We start from the raw sequence: 18,936 nt of genomic DNA, 5'->3' as shown, positions 1-18,936 counted from the left end.
CACTCTTGTCGTTGGCTTGTGGTTCGATGTCGTCGATGCGGCCGGCCGCGTGGCGCCCTCCTGTTCGCGCCCCACGGCCGGCCCCGGCAGCGCCGTGCCGCAAGCGGGCCCGGCGCACCGGATGCTGGCCTGCCGGCCTCAGGCAGTCGGCAGCTTGTAGTCCTTGAACTGCTCGCGCAGCCGCAGCTTCTGCATCTTGCCGGTGGCGGTCAGCGGAATCTCGGTGACAAAGGCCACGTCGTCCGGAATCCACCACTTGGCGACCTTGCCTTCGAAGAACCGCAGCAGTTCCTCGCGACTGACCTCGGCGCCGGCCTTCTTCACCACCACCAGCAGCGGGCGCTCGTCCCACTTGGGGTGGTAGGCGGAGATGCAGGCCGCCATATGCACCGCGGGATGCGCGGCGGCGACGTTCTCGATATCAATCGACGAAATCCATTCACCGCCCGACTTGATCACGTCCTTGCTGCGGTCGGTGATCTGCATGAAGCCGTCGGCATCGATGGTGGCGACGTCGCCGGTCGGGAACCAGCCGTCGACCAGCGGGCTGGCGTCATTGCGGAAGTATCGGTCGATGATCCACGGCCCGCGCACCAGCAGGTCGCCGAAAGCCTTGCCGTCCCAGGGCAGTTCCTTGCCCTCGCCGTCGACGATCTTCATGTCGACGCCGTAGATCACGCGGCCCTGCTTTTCCTGGATCTTGTGGCGCTCGGCGTCGGGCAGGTCGTGGTGCTTGGCCAGCAGCTTGCTGGCGGTGCCCAGCGGCGACATCTCGGTCATGCCCCAGGCGTGGATCACCTCAACGTCGAGCGCCTCGAGCGCGCGGATCATCGCCGGCGGCGCGGCCGAACCGCCGATCACGGTGCGGCGGAAGGTGAAGAACTTCAGCTGGTTCGCCTGCATGTGCTGCAGCAGGCCAAGCCACACCGTCGGCACGCCGGCGGAGAACGTTACCTTTTCCTGCTCGAACAGTTCATAGAGCGAGGCGCCGTCCAGCTTGGGCCCCGGCAGCACCAGCTTCGCGCCGACCAGCGGCACCGAGTACGGCAGGCCCCAGGCATTGACGTGGAACATCGGCACCACCGGCAGGATCACGTCGCTGGCCGAGCAGCCCAGCGCATCCGGCATGGCCGAGGCGTAGGAGTGCAGCACCGTGGAGCGGTGCGAATACAGCGCGCCCTTGGGATTGCCGGTGGTGCCCGAGGTGTAGCACAGGCTCGACGCGAGGTTCTCGTCGAACTGTGGCCATTCGTAGTTGCCGTCCTGCGCGTCGAGCAGTTCTTCGTAGCACAGCAGCGGCACCTTGGACTCGGCCGGCATGTGCGCCCGGTCGGTCATCGCCACCCAGCCGCGCACGTTGGGGCAATGCGGCGCCACGCCCTCGACCAGCGGCAGGAAGGTCAGGTCGAAGAAGACATAGCCGTCTTCCGCGTGGTTGACGATATAGGCAATCTGCTCGGGGAACAGGCGCGGGTTGACGGTATGGCAGACGGCGCCCATGCCCGACACGCCGTAGTAGATCTCCAGGTGGCGGTAGCCGTTCCAGGCCAGCGTGCCGACACGCTCGCCCTGCTTCACGCCCAGCGCGCCGAGCGCCTGCGCCAGCTTGCGGGCACGCAGCTCGCAATCGCGGTACGTATAGCGATGCAGGTCGCCCTCCGTGCGCCGCGAAACGATCTCGGTGCTGCCGTAATAACGCGCGGCGTGTTTGATGATGGAGGAAATGAGCAGCGGTGCGCTCATCATTTGACCCATCAATGCCATGAACCTGTCTCCTGAATGCTGTTCTGTCCCACCGAAAAACGAACAACCGTACTATTTTTGGACGGTCGTTCGCATGTTTGGCATCGGCAAGGAGCCGATCCGATCGTGCACTGCCGTACTCTCGTCGCGTTGCTGTGGTCGGGGCCGCAATTCTGCGGAAATCCATGCACCGGATTCATGGGCTCAGTGAAGGCAGGAAATAACCTTGCGGTGCATGGCGGCATGTCCCGGCGGGGCGCGGTCTCGTGCCGTTGAGGACGTACAATACTGCGTGGCATGTTGCACCTCAACATGTCGTTTTCCCTAGCCACCATCGCATTTTCGTGCCTTCCGCATGCCGCGCCGCACCGCCTGACACGCGTGCCGCGGCACCCTGCCGAAGTGCATGGAAAGCGCACTGCCACCTGGCGCCCGAGCGCCCTACGCGATGCCAGATACGCCCCAGCCGCACGCTGCACCATCCATTGCCGATACCGCCCCGCCGGCGACCCTGCCGCTGCCATTCCCTGCCGCGCCCGGCTTTGCCGACCTGGGCCCGCATTTCTTCACGCGCCTGCGCCCCACCCCGCTGCCGTCGCCGTACCTGGTGAGCGTGGCGCCGGCCGCCGCGGCGCTGCTCGGCTGGGACGCGAGCGTCGGTGCCCGGCAAGACTTCATCGACACCTTCATCGGCAACCAGGTGCCTGACTGGGCCGATCCGCTGGCGACGGTCTATTCCGGACACCAGTTCGGGGTCTGGGCCGGCCAGCTCGGCGATGGCCGCGCGATCCGCCTGGCGCAGGCGCAGACCGACACCGGCCCGTGGGAAATCCAGCTCAAGGGCGCTGGCCTGACGCCCTATTCGCGCATGGCCGACGGACGCGCGGTGCTGCGCTCGTCGATCCGCGAGTACCTGTGCTCGGAGGCAATGGCCGCGCTGGGCGTGCCGACCACGCGCGCGCTCTCGATCATGGGCTCCGACGCGCCGGTGCGGCGCGAGACCATCGAGACCGCCGCGGTCGTGACCCGGCTGTCGCCCACCTTCATACGCTTCGCGCACTTCGAGCATTTCGCCGCGCACGACGACGTGGCCGCGCTGCGCAAGCTGGCGGATTTCGTCATCGACAACTTCATGCCCGCCTGCCGCGACGAGGGCCAGCCCTACCAGGCGCTGCTGCGCGAGGTCTCGCTGCGCACCGCCGACCTGATCGCGCACTGGCAGGCGGTGGGTTTCTGCCACGGCGTGATGAACACCGACAATATGTCGATCCTGGGCCTGACCATCGATTACGGCCCGTTCGGCTTCCTCGATGCGTTCGACGCCAACCATATCTGCAACCACTCCGACACGCAGGGCCGCTACGCCTACAGCCAGCAGCCGCAGGTGGCGTTCTGGAACCTGCACTGCCTGGCGCAGGCGCTGCTGCCGCTGTGGCTGCCACCCGGGCAGGCCGATCAGGAAAGCGCGCGCGATGCCGCAGTCGAAGCCGCGCGCGCCGCGCTGGACCCGTTCCGCGAGCGCTACGCCGCGGCGTTCTTCCGCCACTACCGCGCCAAGCTGGGCCTGCGCCCACCTGCAGGCGGCGACCGGGTTGCCAGCGAAAGGTCCGACGAGCCGCTGCTGACCCGCCTGTTCCAGCTGCTGCACGGCCAGCGCGTGGACTACACCCTGTTCTGGCGCAAGCTGTGCGGCATTTCGTCCACCGATGCCTCGCGCGACGCGCCGGTGCGCGACCTGTTCCTCGACCGCGCCGCCTTCGACGCCTGGGTGGCCGACTACCGCGTGCGCCTGCGCGCCGAGCAATCGCACGATGCCGCCCGCGAACTGGAAATGCTGGCAGTCAACCCCAAGTACGTGCTGCGCAACCACCTGGCCGAAACCGCCATCCGCCGTGCCCGCGACAAGGACTTCACCGAGGTGGACCGGCTGCTGGCGGTGCTGTCGCGCCCGTTCGACGAGCAGCCCGAGGCCGAGCACTACGCGGCGCTGCCGCCGGACTGGGCCGCGGGGCTGGAGGTGAGTTGCTCATCCTGACGACTACAACCGGCACCGCACGCCTGCAAGCCGGCGCAAGCCGGTGTAAGGTTCGCGCAATTCCGGCGACCAATGCCGTGGACAAACCGCAAGGACAAGCGTGGACGCTGAACGCCTGACCGGCCATCCACTCCAAGGAACACCGCGAGGACAACCATGACCACCACCAAGACCGACGCCGAGTGGCGTGCACAACTCTCCGAGATCGAATACCGCGTGACCCGCGAGGCCGCCACCGAGCGCCCCTTCACCGGCCGCTACTGGGACCACTGGGACCAGGGCATCTACCACTGCGTGGGCTGCGGCACGCCGCTGTTCGAATCGGCCACCAAGTTCGATGCCGGCTGCGGCTGGCCCAGCTATTTCCGCCCGATCAACGGCGAGGTCATTGCCGAGCATGTCGACCACAGCCACGGCATGACGCGCGTCGAAGTCCGCTGCAAGGAGTGCGGCAGCCACCTCGGCCACGTGTTCGAGGATGGGCCGGCGCCGACCGGCCTGCGCTATTGCATCAACTCGGCTGCGCTAAAATTCGACGATCGCGACCCGGCGCAGCGTGCGGCGGACGATGCCCACGCTGCCGAAGCGCCCAAACGCGACCCGCAGCCCTGACGCCTGAATGGCCCGGCCCAGACGCCGGGCACAACCTGGACCCGCATGAAATTCCTGTTCGACCTGTTCCCGGTCATTCTTTTCTTTGCCGCCTTCAAGCTGGCCGACATCTACACCGCCACCGCCGTGGCCATCGGCGCCACGGTGGTGCAGATCGGCTGGGTATGGTTCCGCCACCGCAAGGTCGAGCCGATGCAGTGGGTCAGCCTGCTGATCATCGCGGTCTTCGGCGGCGCCACGCTGGTGCTGCACAACGAAACCTTCATCAAGTGGAAGCCGACCGTGCTGTACTGGCTGTTCGCGGCCGCGCTGCTGGGCTCGGTGCTGGTGTGGCGCAAGAACCTGATCCGCGCCATGATGGAAAAGCAGGTGTCCCTGCCGGATCCGGTGTGGGCGCGCCTCAATCTCGCGTGGGCCGGCTTCTTCGCCGCCATGGGCGTGCTCAACCTGTACGTGGCCTACCAGTTCTCGACCGAGGCCTGGGTCAACTTCAAGCTGTTCGGCAGCATGGGGCTGATGCTGGTCTTCATCGTCGCGCAAAGCGTCTGGCTGTCGCGCCACATGCCGGAAAACACCCAGGACTGACGGCGGCGCCCCGCCCCCGTTTCGTTCCCACAAACCGAAGGAAACCACCGATGGCAGCCGATCCCGCTACGATCGAGGCAATGCTGCGCGCAGCGCTCGCCCCCAGCCACCTGGCCGTGCGCGACGACAGCGCGCTGCACGCCGGACATGCCGGCGCCGCGTCCGGCGGCGGACATTACGACGTGACAATCGTCAGCGAGCGCTTTGCGGGTCACAACCGGGTTGCCCGACACCGCATGGTGTATGATGCGCTGCGCGGTCTGTTCCCCACGCAGATCCACGCCCTGGCCGTGACTGCGTTCACCGACCAAGAGTACCAATTCCGCGCACAATCCCTCGCACCCTCACGCGATTCTTCCAGCAACTCTCAGACCTGATTCCATGAAGACCACCGTCCTCTCGTTCAGCCTGGCGGCTGTGCTTGCTGCCGGCAGCCTGCCGGCCATCGCCCAGAATGCCGCCGTCGTGAATGGCAAGGCCATTCCGTCGGCAAAGCTGGACAAGTTGATCGCCGGCACCGGCCAGCCCGACAGCCCGGAGCTGCGCACGCGCGCCCGCAACATGCTGATCGACCGCGAACTGCTCGTGCAGGAAGCCAACAAGCGCGGCCTGACCCAGCGCGACGACGTGCAGGAGCAACTGGAACAGGCGCGCCTGAACGTGCTGGCCGGTGCGGTGTTCGAAGACTACGTCAAGACCCACGGCGCCAGCGACGCCGAGCTGCGCAAGCAATACGACAAGATCAAGTCGCAGTTCGGCAATGGCAAGGAATACCACGCCCGCCATATCCTGGTGGAAAAGGAAGCCGACGCCAAGGCCATCATCGCCAAGATCAAGGGCGGCGCCAAGTTCGAGGACCAGGCCAAGGCCGCCTCGAAGGACCCGGGCTCGGCCGCCAACGGCGGCGACCTGGACTGGGCCAACAGCAGCAGCTACGTGCCCGAGTTCTCGGCGGCCATGACCGGCCTGAAGAAGGGGCAGATGACCGACACCCCGGTCAAGACCCAGTTCGGCTGGCACATCATCGAGCTGGTCGACGTGCGCGACGCCAAGATCCCGTCGTTCGAAGAAGTGAAGCCGCAGCTGACGCAGATGCTGATGGGCGACCAGAACTGGCAGCGCGAGCAGTTCCAGGCCATGATGAAGGCCCTGAAGGACAAGGCCAAGGTCCAGTAAGCCGCGGGCCGGTCGCCCCCGCCGGCCCTGCAGCCATCAAGGATGCAGCGCGTGCAGACGACCGGCCGCTACTGGCAGCTCTGGCATCTCTCGTCCCGGGGCCTGTGCTATTGCGCACTGGCCTGGGCCACCCTGGACGGCGCCGCCCCCGGCTGGCGCCGGCTCCATCCCCACCTTCCCCTGCGGGACCGTTACTCGCCCGAGAAGATCCTGCATGCCGTGGTGGCATACAAGGAGGCTCGCGGCGAGATCACGCCGCCCCCCGGTCTTGAAACCAGGCGCGTGCTGACTTATGCGTTTGCGTCGTGGAGCTCAGGCTTGCGCGCGCCGATCCGGGGTTAAAGCGTCCCTCACTGTCGGCGATCGTAACGCCAGCCTTCGTCGTCGAGCTGCCTGATACTGTCGACGACCAGCGCCACCAGGGCATCGAGCATCTTGCTGCCTTTCTCCGCGCTGGCCCGCGTAGGATCGCCGGTGGCACCGGTCGCGGAAACTTCAGCGATATCCCACATGATCTGCACGCGCTCGCCAAGGCGGATGCTGTCAGCGGGCATCTGGCGCACGGCCTTGCCCAGGTCACACAATTCCGGGCGCACCGCCATGGTGATGGAGGTTTCACCTTCGCCGCCGTGGCCCAGCCCGTCCCACTCGGCGAAGAAGTCTTCCCCAAGCAGCTTGCCAACCAGGTACCACCAGGCGGGCATAAAGGCGAACACGGCTTCCGGATGCCGCTGCTTGACCTTGCGCTGCGCGATTTCCAGCGGTGCGATATTGCCGTCATGGCCGTTCAGCACAAAGATGTGCCGGATGCCGTAGGCAAGCAGGCTCTCGAACATATCCTCGGCGACGGCCGTCACCGTCTCGAAGCGAAGCGAGATCGCCATCGGATTGGCGTTGTAGTGCATCGAGGTGCCAAACGGCACGCCCGGGACCACCACAGTGCGGGCAAGTCGTTGCGCAGCCTGCCGGGCCACTTCGGTGGGCACGAACAGGTCTGGCCCCAGCGGCAGGTGGCCGCCATGGCTCTCGCAACTGCCGAATACCGTGATCGCACTGTCGAGGTTGCCGGCGGCGAACATGGCCTCCAGCTCGGCCGTGGAGAATTCATTCAGGAAGACCTTCTTCATGATGCCTTCTCCGCCAGCGGGCGCGGCTTCGCGCTCAATATCGGGTGCAACAGCAAGTACAGCAGCACGGTGGCCAGCAGCGCCACCAGGCCATTGGGCCAGGCCACCAGCCACTGGTTCAGCTCGAGGGCGAGCCCCAGCACCATGCCGATCAGTGCCGAGCCCACGCCCGCCCGGTTGTACTCCGGCTGCTGATCCAGTTCGCGGACGTCATAGCGGCCTTTGTGCTTGATGTAGAAATCCGCCAGCAGCGGGCCCGCCAGCGGCGGCGCCATGATGCCGAGGTAGTTGATGAATGGCGAAAAGAACATCTGGTAGAAGCCGAGCGCACCGAGCACGGTGCCGGCAAGGCCCGCCACCAGCACGAGCTGCTTCTTGCTGACATCGAAGCCGCAGGACTGCAGCACGGGACCGGTGTAGAGCGCATTGCAATAGAGCTCGGCGTCGTTGGTGGTCCATAGCGACAAGGTCCATGTGACCGCGCCCGCCAGTGCCAGCAGGAAGCTCTTTTCCAGCATCCACGACACGTAGTTGTATTCACCGACGGTGACGGTGCCGATATAGCCGACGATATTGAGCAAGGGATTGGTCAGCAGGAAGCAGGCGGCCGAACCCAGCCAGACCGCCCGGGCGTTCCGGCAGAAGCGGAACAGGTCGACGCCCATGATGGCGCCGGCAATCCAGCTCCCCACCAGCATGGTGACGGCCGACGACAGCGGCAGCCCGTGCTTCTGCGACGAGGCCGCGACAAAACTGCCGAGCCCGCCGCCCTCGTCCAGCATGCCGATGCCGACCAGCACCGCGATCAGCATGATGACGGGCGCCACCGGTACCGCCAGCCGCTCCAGCCCTTTCATGCCGGACATGGAAGTCGCGGTGAACAAGAGTCCGCAGAGCAGGCAGGCCGCAAAGACCTCCAGCGTAATGGGGGCGATCTGGTATCCCAGCCGGCCCGGGTCGAACACCACGATGCCGCTCGGGTTGCCGATAAAGGCCCCCCAGATATCCCCCACCATGCCCGTGATCGCCGAGAACCAGCCGAGCGTCAGCAGCCCCATCGCCAGCATCGGCAAATTCATGCCTTTTGCGCCATAGGCATAACGGCACAACAGCGCCAGGCTCAGACCGGTTCGTTGCGCGATCACACCCAGCAGCGAGGTCAGCACGAACAGGATGCCCATGCCGATGGCGATGGCCAGCATCGCCATCGGAAAGGAAACGCCCGCTCCGCCTGCCGGGCCGGCCAGCGTACCGCCGATAAACAGGCCGGTGGCAACGTAGCCGAACCCGACCCACACCATCACCTGCTTCCAGGTCGGCCTGCGCGCATCGGGCGGGACCGGGGCCAACATATAGTCTGCATCAACTGCCGGGGACGACTGCGCCTTCTGATTCATGCGGGATCTCCGAATCAACCATTCCGTGTGCGAGCGAGCCGGGTGCAGGGACACCGGCCCCGCATCCGATCGTGAGTCAGCGCGAGATTAACAGTGCGAAGGCGGCGGAAAATGCGGCAGATTCGATGAAGCGAAGCGAAATGGCCGTCGGCATCCGCGCATTGGCGGCTTGCATCGCCAAAAAACTAAAAAGCCACCGGCGCTGCCGGTGGCTCTTGCCTGGGAGAAGGGGCGCAGGCCCCAGGCTGGTGCTTATCCCACCCACTTCCTCGCATTGCGGAACATCCGCATCCAGGGGCTGCCGCCATCGGCGACCTGCTTCCATGCATCCGGCGCCCAGCTCATGGTCGCGGCGCGGAACACGCGCTCGGGGTGCGGCATCAGCACGGTGAAGCGGCCGTCGACGGTGGTCACCGAGGTGATGCCGTCCGGCGAGCCGTTCGGGTTGAGCGGATAGGTCTGCGTGACCGCGCCGTAGTTGTCGACGAAGCGCAGCGCCACATGGGCCTGGTCGATATTGCCCTGCTGCGAGAAGTCGGCAAACCCTTCGCCGTGCGCGACCACGATGGGGATGCGGCTGCCTTCCATGCCGGCGAAGAAGATCGACGGCGACGACTGCACCTCGACCGTGACATAGCGCGCCTCGTACTGCTCCGACTGGTTGCGCGTGAACTTGGGCCAGGCGCCCGCGCCCGGGATGATCGGGGCCAGGTTGCTCATCATCTGGCAGCCGTTGCACACGCCCAGCGCGAAGGTGTCCTGGCGGTTGAAGAAGGCGGCGAACTGCTCGGCCATCTGCGCATTGAACAGGATGGTCTTGGCCCAGCCCTCGCCCGCACCCAGCACGTCGCCGTAGCTGAAGCCGCCGCAGGCGACAAAGCCGGTGAAGTCGGCCAGGTTGGCGCGCCCGGCGATCAGGTCGCTCATGTGCACGTCGTGCGTGTCGAAGCCGGCGCGGTCCATGCTGTACGCCATCTCGATCTGCGAGTTGACGCCCTGCTCGCGCAGGATCGCCACGCGCGGACGGGCACCGGTGGCGATGAACGGGGCGGCGATGTCCTCGGCCGGATCGAAGGTCAGCACCGGGCTGATGCCAGGATCGGCGGCGTCGAGCAGGCGGTCATATTCGCTGTCGGCGCAGGCGGGGTTGTCGCGCAGGCGCGCGATGCGCCAGCTGACCTCGCTCCAGTTGCGCTGCAGGTCGGTGCGCGAGGCGCCGAACACCTTCTTGGCGTCGCGATAGATCTCGACCTGGTCGGAGGTGTTGGGCTTGCCGACCACATGGCTGCATGCCGACAGGCCGGCCTCGCGCAGCACCGCGAAGACCGCATCACGGTCTTCCATGCGCACCTGCACCACCGCACCCAGTTCTTCCGAGAACAGCGCGCGCAGGGTCTGGTCGTTGCGGCGCTCGGCGATCTGCTGGGCCCAGTTCTTGGCATCGCCGTAGTCCTGCTCCTGCTGCGGATCGAGCGCCAGCATGTCGACGTTCAGCGAGATGCCGCAATGGCCGGCAAAGGCCATCTCGGCCAGCGTGGCGATGAAGCCGCCATCCGAGCGGTCGTGGTAGGCCAGCAGCTTGCCCTCGCGGTTCAGGCGCTGGATCACGTTGAAGAAGTTCTTCAGGTCTTCGGCGTTGTCGACGTCCGGCGCGCTGTCGCCCACCTGCTGCGTCACCTGCGCCAGGATGCTGCCGCCCATGCGGTTCTTGCCGCGGCTCAGGTCGACCGCGATCAGCACGGTGTCGCCGGCGTCGGTGCGCAGTTGCGGCGTCAGCGTGCGGTTGACGTCGTCGACCGCGGCAAAGGCCGAGATGATCAGCGATACCGGCGCCACCACTTCCTTGTCGACGCCCTCGTCCTGCCACTTGGTGCGCATCGACAGCGAATCCTTGCCCACCGGGATGCTGATGCCCAGCGCCGGGCACAGCTCCATGCCGACGGCATGCACGGTGTCGTACAGCTTCGCATCTTCACCTTCGACGCCGCAGGCGGCCATCCAGTTGGCCGACAGCTTGACCTTGCCCAGGTCCTTGACCGGCGCGGCCGCCAGGTTGGTCAGCGCCTCGCCGATCGCCATGCGGCCCGAAGCCGGTGCATCGATCACGGCCAGCGGCGTGCGTTCGCCCATGGTCATCGCCTCGCCGGCGTTGCCCTTGTAGTCCAGCGTGGTCACGGCCACGTCGGCCACCGGCACCTGCCACGGGCCGACCATCTGGTCGCGCGCGTTCATGCCGCCCACGGTACGGTCGCCGATGCTGATCAGGAACGACTTGCTGGCCACGGTCGGATGGCGCAGCACGTCGCGCACGGCCTGCTCCAGGCTGATGCCGGTCACATCGACGGCCGGCAGCGGCTGCTCGACGCGCTTGACGTCGCGGTGCATGCGCGGCGGCTTGCCCAGCAGCACGTCCATCGGCATGTCAACGGCGTAGTGCTCCTTGAGCGCGGCGTCGACGCTGGCGTCGACCAGCTGCAGCTGCTTCTCTTCCGTGGCGATGCCGACCACGGCGAACGGCGAACGCTCGCGCTCGCACATGGCCTGGAACTGCGGGAAGCTGTCCGGCGCGATCGCCAGCACATAGCGCTCCTGCGACTCGTTGCACCAGATTTCCGCCGGCGACAGGCCGGACTCTTCCAGGTGCACCTGGCTCAGGTCGAAGCGCGCGCCGCGGTCGGCGCCGTCGACCAGTTCAGGGAAGGCGTTGGAGATGCCGCCCGCGCCGACGTCGTGGATCGACAGGATCGGGTTGGCGTCGCCGAGCTGCCAGCAGGCGTTGATCACTTCCTGCGCGCGGCGCTCCATCTCGGGGTTGCCGCGCTGGACCGAGTCGAAGTCCAGGTCGGCGGTGTTGGTGCCGGTCGCCATCGAGCTGGCGGCGCCGCCGCCCATGCCGATGCGCATGCCCGGGCCGCCCAGCTGGATCAGCAGCGTGCCGGCCGGCAGCGGGTTCTTGTGCGTGTGCGAGGCATCGATATTGCCGATGCCGCCCGCGATCATGATCGGCTTGTGGTAGCCGCGCACGGTGCCGCCGACGTTCTGCTCGTAGACGCGGAAGTAGCCGCCCAGGTTGGCGCGGCCGAATTCGTTGTTGAACGCGGCGCCGCCGAGCGGGCCGTCGATCATGATCTGCAGCGGCGAGGCGATGCGGTCCGGCTTGCCGGTCACGCCGGGCTTGTCGTCGGGATTGCGGTGCGCCACCGGCTGCGCGGCGTCGCGGTCGTTTTCCCACGATTCGACCGCCTCGGGCAGCATCAGGTTGGACACCGTAAAGCCGGTCAGGCCGGCCTTGGGCTTGGCGCCGCGGCCGGTCGCGCCCTCGTCGCGGATTTCACCGCCGGCGCCGGTGGAGGCGCCCGGGAACGGCGAGATCGCGGTCGGGTGGTTGTGCGTCTCCACCTTCATCAGCGTGTGCGTCAGCGCCTCGTGGCGGCCGTACTTGTGGTCGGCGCCGCGCGGGAACCAGCGCTCGGCCACGTCGCCTTCCATCACCGCCGAGTTGTCCGAGTAGGCCACGATCGAGCCCTGCGGATTGAGCTGGTGCGTATTGCGGATCATCGCGAACAGCGACTTGTCCTGCTGCACGCCATCGATGGTCCAGGTGGCGTTGAAGATCTTGTGGCGGCAGTGTTCGCTGTTGGCCTGCGCGAACATCATCAGCTCGACGTCGGTCGGATTGCGCTCCAGCTTTGCATAGGCATCGACCAGGTAGTCGATCTCGTCCTCGGACAGCGCCAGGCCCATCTCGACGTTGGCCGCGGCCAGCGCGCTGCGCCCGGCCGAGATGTCGATAAAGCGCAGCGGCTTGGCCGGCAGTTCCTGGAACAAACCGGCGGCATCATCACGCGAGGCGACCACGGTCTCGGTCATGCGGTCGAACAGGTGCGCGGCGACGGCGGCGCGGGTGTCCGCATCCAGCGACTTGCGCCCGCGCAGCAGGCCCTTCTTGCAGACCACGGTGATCTCGATGCCGCGCTCGATGCGGTGGATATGGGTCAGGCCGCAGTTGTGGGCGATGTCGGTGGCCTTGCTGGCCCACGGCGAGATCGTGCCGAAGCGCGGGATCACCACGAAGCGGTCGCCCTCCGGCTGCTCGGCGAACGGTGCGCCATAGGTCAGCAGCGCCGCCACGCGCGACTGGTCGTCGGCCGACAGCGGCGTCTGCGCATCGACGAAATGCAGGAACTGGCCGTGCACCGACTCGATATCGGCGTCGATTTGCCGGAGAGCGGTAAGCAGGCGTTGCTGACGGAAGGCGGAGAGCGCCAAAGCGCCGGGGAAGCACGAGAAATGCGCCATGATCGTAGCGGTCGGGAGGCGAGAGGTAGGGGCTGCAGCTTGGCCGGCACCGCTGCATGGGGTGCCGGCTGGCGGGAAACCGCTATTGTACCTTGCCGAGCCCCGCTTTTTGCACTGCGACATCACGGCCGCGCTGTGTCAGCACGGATCGTGATAATGCTTATGCATCACTTGCGCGCAATGAACGGGTCAGAGTGACGTCGCCGACCGCGCAGCCTGCTCGTACAGGCCGGTCAACACCCGCATCAGCCGGGCCAGTTCACCGATCTCGGCATTCTCTTCGCTGCCCGCGGTGAAATTGCTGGTCAGGCATTGCTCGCGGATTTCGCGGTAGCGCGAGCACGCCTCGGCGCCGGCCGCGGTGGTCGAATAGGTGGCCTCCTTGCCCACCCGCTCCCCGCTCACCAGCCCCAGCCCCTGCAGCTTCTTCAGCGCATAGGTCACCAGGTGCGTGTCTTCCACGTTGAGCACGAAGCAGATATCGGCCAGCCGCTTGGGCCGGCCGCGGTGGTTGACGTGGTGCAGCACCAGCACGTCCAGGAAGGTCAGGTCGCGCACGCCGGCAGCGCCCATGCAGCGCACCACCCAGCGGCTGTAGGCGTTGTAGGCGGTGTTCAGGCCGAACTCGAATTCCGACAACTCGGGGCTGCGCACCGACACCAGGTGCGACGACGACACGATATTCGCGCCGGCGGCGCGCGACAGTGCGGTAGCGGGCCGGCCGGCGCTGGCATCGGCTCCGGCGGCTGCGGCGGCGGGCGCGCTTTCGGCGGGCTTGCGTGACATGCGGGAGTTTCCTTTCGATTGGGGGCATTCGAGGCGTCCGGGGGGCCCGGTTGCGCCGGATCGACCCGCCGGCCGCCGCCTTCGGCCTGACAGTTTATCGGTGAATTACCACGAATAAAACGACATTTCGGGGGCCGCGCCCCGGCTGGAATATCTGGACAGACCTCAGGGGTTTCTCGGAAGCTTCTCAGACCGGGCGGAGACGCTATACTGTATATTCATACAGTATCAACCCGAGCCCCCATGTCGCCCGAACCCGCAAACTGCCCCCTCTGCGGCGCTGCTGCCGAGCGCACGCGCGCCGCGCCCCGCGGCTATCTCTACCTCTGCCCCGGCTGCGGCGCCTTTCACATCAGCCGCAGCGCCCTGGCTTGCCGTCAGGACATTCCGGCTTCCGCCAGGAGCGATGTGCGGCTGCTGCGCGCTTACGGCCACCAGCCTCGGATCGAGGTCTGCCGGGACGGGGTGCGCATCGTGCCCGGGCGGAGGTAAGCATGGGCAACAGCAAACGTGCCGCCGGTTGCCACCTGCCGGCCGCGACGCCGGGGTATCCGGTAGCCGGGGCCAACGGCATCCTGGCGCAAGTGCAGGGACACCATGTCGCCGCCGCGCTGCAGACCCTGCCGCGCGCCACGGCGGAGGCGCCCAATCACCATGAGGTCCTGGTCGAGGCCGGCCATCTGGGCACGGTGCGGCTCTTTATCGTAAAGAAGCTCGCGCGCCATAACCGGCACAGCCACTATTACTGGTCGGCCTATCGCGCGGAACCCGCCTGAGGTCCCGGCCGGGCTCCCAAGCATCAAGACGTGATGCATTTCTGCCACCCTACCACTTGAGTAGGGATATGCTATGGCGACTGCGGCGCGGCAATATCGCACTGCCGGATGCGTTCACCCATTCGGCTTTTGATCGCCCGCTGCACGTAGCGGGCGCTTTTTTGGCCCGGACCCCGGGAGGCAATATGCAAGCGCGAATAATTCGCGTTACACCGGCCGACGTTGGCTGGGCGCTGGACTGCGAGAGCCGGCCCCAACGGCAACGGTTCCCGACGCTCGAGGACGCGATCTCTGCGGGCTGGGCACGAGCCAGGCGGGAGAACGGCGAACTGCATATCCATTGCCACGACGGTGGCCTGCGCCTGCGCGCCGCCGTCACCCCCGAGGAGTCACACGGCTGACCGCGCGGCCGGTCGCAGCGCGGACTTGCCCGATGGCCGCGACAGCACTTGCCGTCACAGTCGCGGTCAGCGCGGCCGTGCGCGCCCAGGGCGCCGCAATCAAGCACTGCGCCGGCAATCGCGTAAGATGTTACTGACCAGGTCTATAGACCGGTTTGTCCAATCCTGCCGGAGCAGACATGCGACTTGCTGATTTCATCAGGCGCGACATGAGCAGCATCCTGAGGGAGTGGGAGGCGTTTGCCGGCACCCTGATGCCGGCCGCAAGACACATGGATACGCCCGCCCTGCGCGATCACGCGCAGGAGATCCTGAATGCCGTGATCAAGGATCTGTCCACCCCGCAAACGCGCCGCGCCCAGCGCGAAAAGTCGATGGGGCGGTCGCCCCGCCTGCCCGATGCTCCGGAAACCGCGGCCCAGACCCACGCGCTGCTGCGGGCACGCCATGGCTTCAACATCAACCAGATGGTCAGCGAGTACCGGGCCCTGCGTGCCAGCGTGCTGCGCCTGTGGATCGATGACGGCCACCCGGGCCCATCGGATTTCGAAGACATGGTCCGCTTCAACGAGGCCATCGACCAGGCCGTCACGGAATCCGTCGGGTATTTCGATGCGCAGGTCGAGCAGGCGCGCAACCTGCTGCTCGGCATGCTGGGGCACGACATGCGCAGCCCGCTGCAGACCATCCAGACCACCGCTCAATACCTGGCCGCGCTGAACGCCGGGGAAAAGGTATCGGAAGCCGCGACCCGGCTGATCCGCAGCGGCGCCCGCATGAATGCGCTGCTGGACGACCTGTGCGATTTCAACCGGACCAAGCTTGGCCTGGGCATCAACATCGCGCCCGCCGCGATCGACCTGGCGCAGGTGTTTGGCGATGCCGTGGACCAGTTGCGCGCCGCCCACCCGGACCACCGCATCGAATTCGCCGCCGAGGGCAACCTGCAGGGCGTCTGGGACGGTGCGCGGCTGCAGCAGCTGCTTTCCAACCTGGTGACCAATGCGGTCACGTACGGCGCGGCGGACACGCCGGTCCGGGTTACCGTCACGGGCCAAGCGGCGCAGGTCCATGTGTCGGTCTGGAACAGCGGCCCGCCGATCGATCCGCAGACCTTGGGCCAGATCTTCGACCCGCTCAGGCGCGGCGAGGATCCGCACGACAAGAACGCCCCCGGCCTGGGGCTGGGGCTGTATATCGCGAGCGAAATCGCCAGGGCCCACCAAGGCTCGATCGACGCCCGCTCCGATGCGGCCGGGACCCTGTTCGAGGTACGCCTGCCGCGCCAGGGCTAGCCGGCGGCTTCGCCCCACCCCACCCCGGCACTGCCGCGGCGCGCGCCACGACATAGAGGCCATCCCTATCTGTCGCCTTGCAGGGCTTCTTGCTACCCTTGAGGTTCCCAGGCCGCTCCCCGGCGTGCGCTGCGCGCGCCGCCGCACCTCATTTGCAGACCCATGCCCTTGATGCTTCCCGACCTCGATACCCTCAACGCCCGCCTGCGCGACGGCGGCACCAGCCGCGCACAGATCGTCGAGCAGGCCGCGGCCCGGGCGGCCACGCCGGCGGCCGAGGCCGTGTTCCTGCACAGCACCTTCGAGGCCGCCGCGCAGGTGGCGCGTGCCGCCGATGCCGCCAGCCGCGCCGGCAAGGCGCTGCATCCGCTGGCCGGCCTGCCGGTCTCGGTCAAGGACCTGTATGACGTGGCCGGAGAGGTCACCCGCGCCGCCTCGCTGGTGCGCGCCGATGCCGCGCCGGCCGCCGCCGACGCGCCCGTGGTGGCGCGCCTGCGCGCGGCCGGGGCAGCGCTGGTGGGGCGCACCAACATGACCGAGTTCGCCTTCTCCGGCGTGGGTATCAATCCCCATTACGGCACGCCCGCCAATCCGGCCGGCGGCGAAGGCGCCGCCCGCATCCCGGGCGGGTCGTCGTCCGGCGCCGCAGTATCGGTGGCGCTGGGGCTGGCGGTGGCCGCGCTCGGCAGCGACACCGGCGGCTCGATCCGCATCCCGGCCGCGCTGTGCGGCATCACCGGCTTCAAGCCCACCGCGCGGCGCGTGCCGCTGGCCGGGGCCTTCCCGCTGTCGTACACACTGGACACCGCCTGCGCCATGGCGCGCACGGTCGGCGACTGCATCGCGGTGGACAGCGTGATTGCCGACAGCGCGGTGCTGCCGCGCGTGACCGATGCGGCCGCGACGCGGCTGGCGATCCCGCGCCAGCTGCTGCTGGACGATCTCGACCCCGTGGTGGCACGCGCCTTCGACCGCGCCCTGGGCCGGCTGTCGGCCGCCGGCGTGCGGCTGGAGCATGTCGACCTGCCCGAGCTCGGCGAACTGGCCGCGCTGAACGCGCATGGCGGCTTCAGCGCGGCCGAGGCCTATGCCATCCACCGCCACCTGCTGGCGGCCCGCCGCGACCGCTACGACCCGCGCGTGGCGTCGCGCATCGACCGCGGCGCCGGCATCAGCGCCGCCGACTATATCGACCTGGGCCGCGCCCGGCTGGACTGGATTGCCCGCATGGAAGCGCGGCTGGACGGCTTCGACGCGGTGGTCTGCCCCACCGTGCCGATGGTGGCGCCCGAGATGGCGCCGCTGCGCACCGATGACGCGCAGTTCTTCCGCGTCAATGCCCTGCTGTTGCGCAATACCTCCGCCTTCAATTTCTTCGACGGCTGTTCGGTATCGATGCCGTGCCATGCGCCGGACGAGCTGCCGGTGGGCCTGATGCTGTCGCACGGGCCGATGCGCGACGCCAGCCTGCTCGGCACGGCCCTTGCATTGGAACGCATCGTGCAGCCCATCATGCAGCCCTTAGCGCGCGCCGACTGAGCCCGCCGCCGCGCCGTTGATCTTGCGCCATGCGCCGGGCCCGAGCCAGCCCCGCGCGTGGCACCAGGTAGTACGCAACCCGCTGTACAACCGCGCCCCCGCGCGCACACCAGGAGAGATCGAGATGCGAGTCAAGGCAATGATCGCGGCCACGCTGATGCTGGCCGCCGTGGCGGCACAGGCGGACACCAAGTGGGACCTGCCCACCGGCTACCCCGTCGCCAACCTGCACACCGAGAACCTGCAGCAGATGGCCAGCGACGTCGACAAGGCCACCGGCGGCAAGCTCAAGATCGTGCTGCATCCCAACGGGTCGCTGCTCAAGGCCAACGAGATCAAGCGCGGCGTGCAGACCGGCCAGGTCCAGATGGGCGAGATCCTGATGTCGCTGCTGGCCAACGAGAACCCGGTGTTCGGCGTCGACGCGGTGCCGTTCCTGGCCACCAGCTATGCCGATGCCTACAAGCTGTGGCAGGCCTCGCGCCCGGTCACGGAGAAGGTGCTGGACAAGCAGGGGCTGAAGCTGCTGTACGCGGTGGCCTGGCCGCCGCAGGGCATCTACGCCAACAAGCCGATCAATTCGGCCGCCGACATGAAGGGCCTGAAGTGGCGCGCCTACAATCCCGCCACCTCGCGCATCGCCGAGCTGGTCGGCGCGCAGCCGGTCACGATCCAGGCCGCCGACCTGGCGCAGGCGCTCGCCACCGGCACCGTCAACTCCTTCATGTCGTCGGGCGCGACCGGCGTCGACACCAAGGTGTGGGAGAGCGTGAAGTACTTCTATGCGGTCGATGCCTGGCTGCCCAAGAACATGCTGGTGGTCAGCAAGAAGGCCTTCGCGGCGCTCGACAAGCCCACCCAGGATGCGCTGCTCAAGGCCGTCGCCGACGCCGAGAAGCGCGGCTGGCAGGTATCGGAGCAGAAGACCAAGGAATACCTGGCCACGCTCGCCAGGAACGGCATGACGGTGCAGCAGCCGTCGCCGCAGCTCAAGGCCGACATGCAGAAGCTGGGCCAGACCATGGTCGACGACTGGGCCAAGAGCGCGGGCCCTGACGGCAAGGCCATCCTCGACGCCTACCGCAAGTAGGCCCGGGGACCCGCGTCCACCGATCTCCAGCGCCCTGCATCGCGGCCGCGCCGGCTGCCATGCGGGGCGCCCATC

The 18,936-nt window shown here is 67.4% G+C and carries 16 protein-coding genes; 11 read left to right on the top strand and 5 right to left on the bottom strand.

The window, feature by feature from the left end; translation table 11 throughout:
* Positions 1 to 138: 138 nt before the first annotated feature.
* Positions 139 to 1,764 carry a 3-(methylthio)propionyl-CoA ligase gene (locus tag U9J39_RS23130; RefSeq protein ID WP_326348187.1) on the bottom strand — a complete coding sequence of 542 codons (1,626 nt, stop codon included), beginning with the start codon at positions 1,762 to 1,764 and terminating at the stop codon, positions 139 to 141.
* A 427-nt stretch (positions 1,765 to 2,191) separates the two neighbouring features.
* Here U9J39_RS23130 and U9J39_RS23125 point away from each other — a divergent pair, with 427 nt between their 5' ends.
* The 6 genes from U9J39_RS23125 (at position 2,192) to U9J39_RS23100 (ending at position 6,493) form a co-directional block, all read left to right on the top strand.
* Positions 2,192 to 3,778 (top strand): protein adenylyltransferase SelO, encoded by a 1,587-nt coding sequence (locus tag U9J39_RS23125; RefSeq protein ID WP_326348186.1) that lies wholly within the window; start codon positions 2,192 to 2,194, stop codon positions 3,776 to 3,778.
* 156 nt (positions 3,779 to 3,934) lie between these two features.
* Positions 3,935 to 4,390 (top strand): peptide-methionine (R)-S-oxide reductase MsrB, encoded by a 456-nt coding sequence (msrB, locus tag U9J39_RS23120; RefSeq protein WP_115709359.1) that lies wholly within the window; start codon positions 3,935 to 3,937, stop codon positions 4,388 to 4,390.
* 45 nt (positions 4,391 to 4,435) lie between these two features.
* The gene (locus U9J39_RS23115; protein ID WP_115706832.1) at positions 4,436 to 4,975 is read left to right on the top strand and encodes a septation protein A; all 540 of its coding nucleotides are present in this window, start codon (positions 4,436 to 4,438) and stop codon (positions 4,973 to 4,975) included.
* A gap of 50 nt (positions 4,976 to 5,025) precedes the next feature.
* Positions 5,026 to 5,352, top strand: coding sequence for a BolA family protein (locus tag U9J39_RS23110; protein WP_326348185.1), 327 nt, complete (start codon positions 5,026 to 5,028; stop codon positions 5,350 to 5,352).
* Positions 5,353 to 5,356: 4 nt separating this feature from the next.
* Complete coding sequence (locus U9J39_RS23105; protein WP_115680161.1) at positions 5,357 to 6,151, top strand: peptidylprolyl isomerase; 795 nt, start codon at positions 5,357 to 5,359, stop codon at positions 6,149 to 6,151.
* A 42-nt stretch (positions 6,152 to 6,193) separates the two neighbouring features.
* Entirely contained in the window at positions 6,194 to 6,493 is a 300-nt protein-coding gene (locus tag U9J39_RS23100) for a hypothetical protein (protein ID WP_326348184.1), read from the top strand.
* An 8-nt stretch (positions 6,494 to 6,501) separates the two neighbouring features.
* Here the strand turns inward: U9J39_RS23100 and U9J39_RS23095 are convergent, their stop codons facing one another.
* From U9J39_RS23095 to U9J39_RS23080, 4 genes are all read right to left on the bottom strand, one after another.
* Positions 6,502 to 7,278, bottom strand: coding sequence for a creatininase family protein (locus U9J39_RS23095; RefSeq protein ID WP_116312522.1), 777 nt, complete (start codon positions 7,276 to 7,278; stop codon positions 6,502 to 6,504).
* Positions 7,275 to 8,630, bottom strand: a complete 1,356-nt coding sequence (locus U9J39_RS23090; RefSeq protein ID WP_326348183.1) for a purine-cytosine permease family protein — start codon at positions 8,628 to 8,630, stop codon at positions 7,275 to 7,277. The genes U9J39_RS23095 and U9J39_RS23090 overlap by 4 nt, the downstream gene beginning before the upstream one ends.
* A gap of 297 nt (positions 8,631 to 8,927) precedes the next feature.
* The gene (gene purL / locus U9J39_RS23085; protein WP_326348182.1) at positions 8,928 to 12,974 is read right to left on the bottom strand and encodes a phosphoribosylformylglycinamidine synthase; all 4,047 of its coding nucleotides are present in this window, start codon (positions 12,972 to 12,974) and stop codon (positions 8,928 to 8,930) included.
* Positions 12,975 to 13,163: 189 nt separating this feature from the next.
* The gene (locus U9J39_RS23080; RefSeq protein ID WP_115709348.1) at positions 13,164 to 13,760 is read right to left on the bottom strand and encodes a winged helix DNA-binding protein; all 597 of its coding nucleotides are present in this window, start codon (positions 13,758 to 13,760) and stop codon (positions 13,164 to 13,166) included.
* A 494-nt stretch (positions 13,761 to 14,254) separates the two neighbouring features.
* Between U9J39_RS23080 and U9J39_RS23075 the strand changes: the two genes are divergently transcribed.
* The 5 genes from U9J39_RS23075 to U9J39_RS23055 all read left to right on the top strand — a co-directional run bounded on the left by U9J39_RS23075 (position 14,255) and on the right by U9J39_RS23055 (position 18,861).
* A complete protein-coding gene (locus U9J39_RS23075) occupies positions 14,255 to 14,536 on the top strand; it encodes a hypothetical protein (RefSeq protein ID WP_115680154.1) in 282 nt (93 codons plus the stop codon).
* A gap of 68 nt (positions 14,537 to 14,604) precedes the next feature.
* Positions 14,605 to 14,937, top strand: coding sequence for a DUF2188 domain-containing protein (locus U9J39_RS23070; protein ID WP_326348181.1), 333 nt, complete (start codon positions 14,605 to 14,607; stop codon positions 14,935 to 14,937).
* 179 nt (positions 14,938 to 15,116) lie between these two features.
* Positions 15,117 to 16,232 carry a sensor histidine kinase gene (locus tag U9J39_RS23065; protein ID WP_326348180.1) on the top strand — a complete coding sequence of 372 codons (1,116 nt, stop codon included), beginning with the start codon at positions 15,117 to 15,119 and terminating at the stop codon, positions 16,230 to 16,232.
* A 162-nt stretch (positions 16,233 to 16,394) separates the two neighbouring features.
* Entirely contained in the window at positions 16,395 to 17,771 is a 1,377-nt protein-coding gene (locus U9J39_RS23060; RefSeq protein WP_326348179.1) for an amidase, read from the top strand.
* A 124-nt stretch (positions 17,772 to 17,895) separates the two neighbouring features.
* Positions 17,896 to 18,861 carry a TRAP transporter substrate-binding protein gene (locus U9J39_RS23055; RefSeq protein WP_115680151.1) on the top strand — a complete coding sequence of 322 codons (966 nt, stop codon included), beginning with the start codon at positions 17,896 to 17,898 and terminating at the stop codon, positions 18,859 to 18,861.
* Positions 18,862 to 18,936: the final 75 nt, after the last annotated feature.

It is taken from the genome of Cupriavidus sp. SS-3 (assembly GCF_035818815.1).
Lineage (GTDB): Bacteria > Pseudomonadota > Gammaproteobacteria > Burkholderiales > Burkholderiaceae > Cupriavidus > Cupriavidus taiwanensis_C.
This window is presented reverse-complemented; position numbering and strand designations above follow the sequence as displayed.

Excerpts from the sequence above, each read along its gene's own strand:
- U9J39_RS23075 (WP_115680154.1), top strand. The coding sequence starts at position 14,255 with ATGGGCAACAGCAAACGTGCCGCCGGTTGCCACCTGCCGGCCGCGACG.
- U9J39_RS23110 (WP_326348185.1), top strand. The coding sequence starts at position 5,026 with ATGGCAGCCGATCCCGCTACGATCGAGGCAATGCTGCGCGCAGCGCTC.
- U9J39_RS23095 (WP_116312522.1), bottom strand. The coding sequence starts at position 7,278 with ATGAAGAAGGTCTTCCTGAATGAATTCTCCACGGCCGAGCTGGAGGCC.
- U9J39_RS23080 (WP_115709348.1), bottom strand. The coding sequence starts at position 13,760 with ATGTCACGCAAGCCCGCCGAAAGCGCGCCCGCCGCCGCAGCCGCCGGA.
- U9J39_RS23065 (WP_326348180.1), top strand. The coding sequence starts at position 15,117 with ATGCGACTTGCTGATTTCATCAGGCGCGACATGAGCAGCATCCTGAGG.
- U9J39_RS23105 (WP_115680161.1), top strand. The coding sequence starts at position 5,357 with ATGAAGACCACCGTCCTCTCGTTCAGCCTGGCGGCTGTGCTTGCTGCC.
- msrB (WP_115709359.1), top strand. The coding sequence starts at position 3,935 with ATGACCACCACCAAGACCGACGCCGAGTGGCGTGCACAACTCTCCGAG.
- U9J39_RS23060 (WP_326348179.1), top strand. The coding sequence starts at position 16,395 with ATGCCCTTGATGCTTCCCGACCTCGATACCCTCAACGCCCGCCTGCGC.
- U9J39_RS23070 (WP_326348181.1), top strand. The coding sequence starts at position 14,605 with ATGCTATGGCGACTGCGGCGCGGCAATATCGCACTGCCGGATGCGTTC.
- purL (WP_326348182.1), bottom strand. The coding sequence starts at position 12,974 with ATGGCGCATTTCTCGTGCTTCCCCGGCGCTTTGGCGCTCTCCGCCTTC.
- U9J39_RS23125 (WP_326348186.1), top strand. The coding sequence starts at position 2,192 with ATGCCAGATACGCCCCAGCCGCACGCTGCACCATCCATTGCCGATACC.
- U9J39_RS23100 (WP_326348184.1), top strand. The coding sequence starts at position 6,194 with ATGCAGCGCGTGCAGACGACCGGCCGCTACTGGCAGCTCTGGCATCTC.
- U9J39_RS23055 (WP_115680151.1), top strand. The coding sequence starts at position 17,896 with ATGCGAGTCAAGGCAATGATCGCGGCCACGCTGATGCTGGCCGCCGTG.
- U9J39_RS23115 (WP_115706832.1), top strand. The coding sequence starts at position 4,436 with ATGAAATTCCTGTTCGACCTGTTCCCGGTCATTCTTTTCTTTGCCGCC.
- U9J39_RS23090 (WP_326348183.1), bottom strand. The coding sequence starts at position 8,630 with ATGTTGGCCCCGGTCCCGCCCGATGCGCGCAGGCCGACCTGGAAGCAG.
- U9J39_RS23130 (WP_326348187.1), bottom strand. The coding sequence starts at position 1,764 with ATGGCATTGATGGGTCAAATGATGAGCGCACCGCTGCTCATTTCCTCC.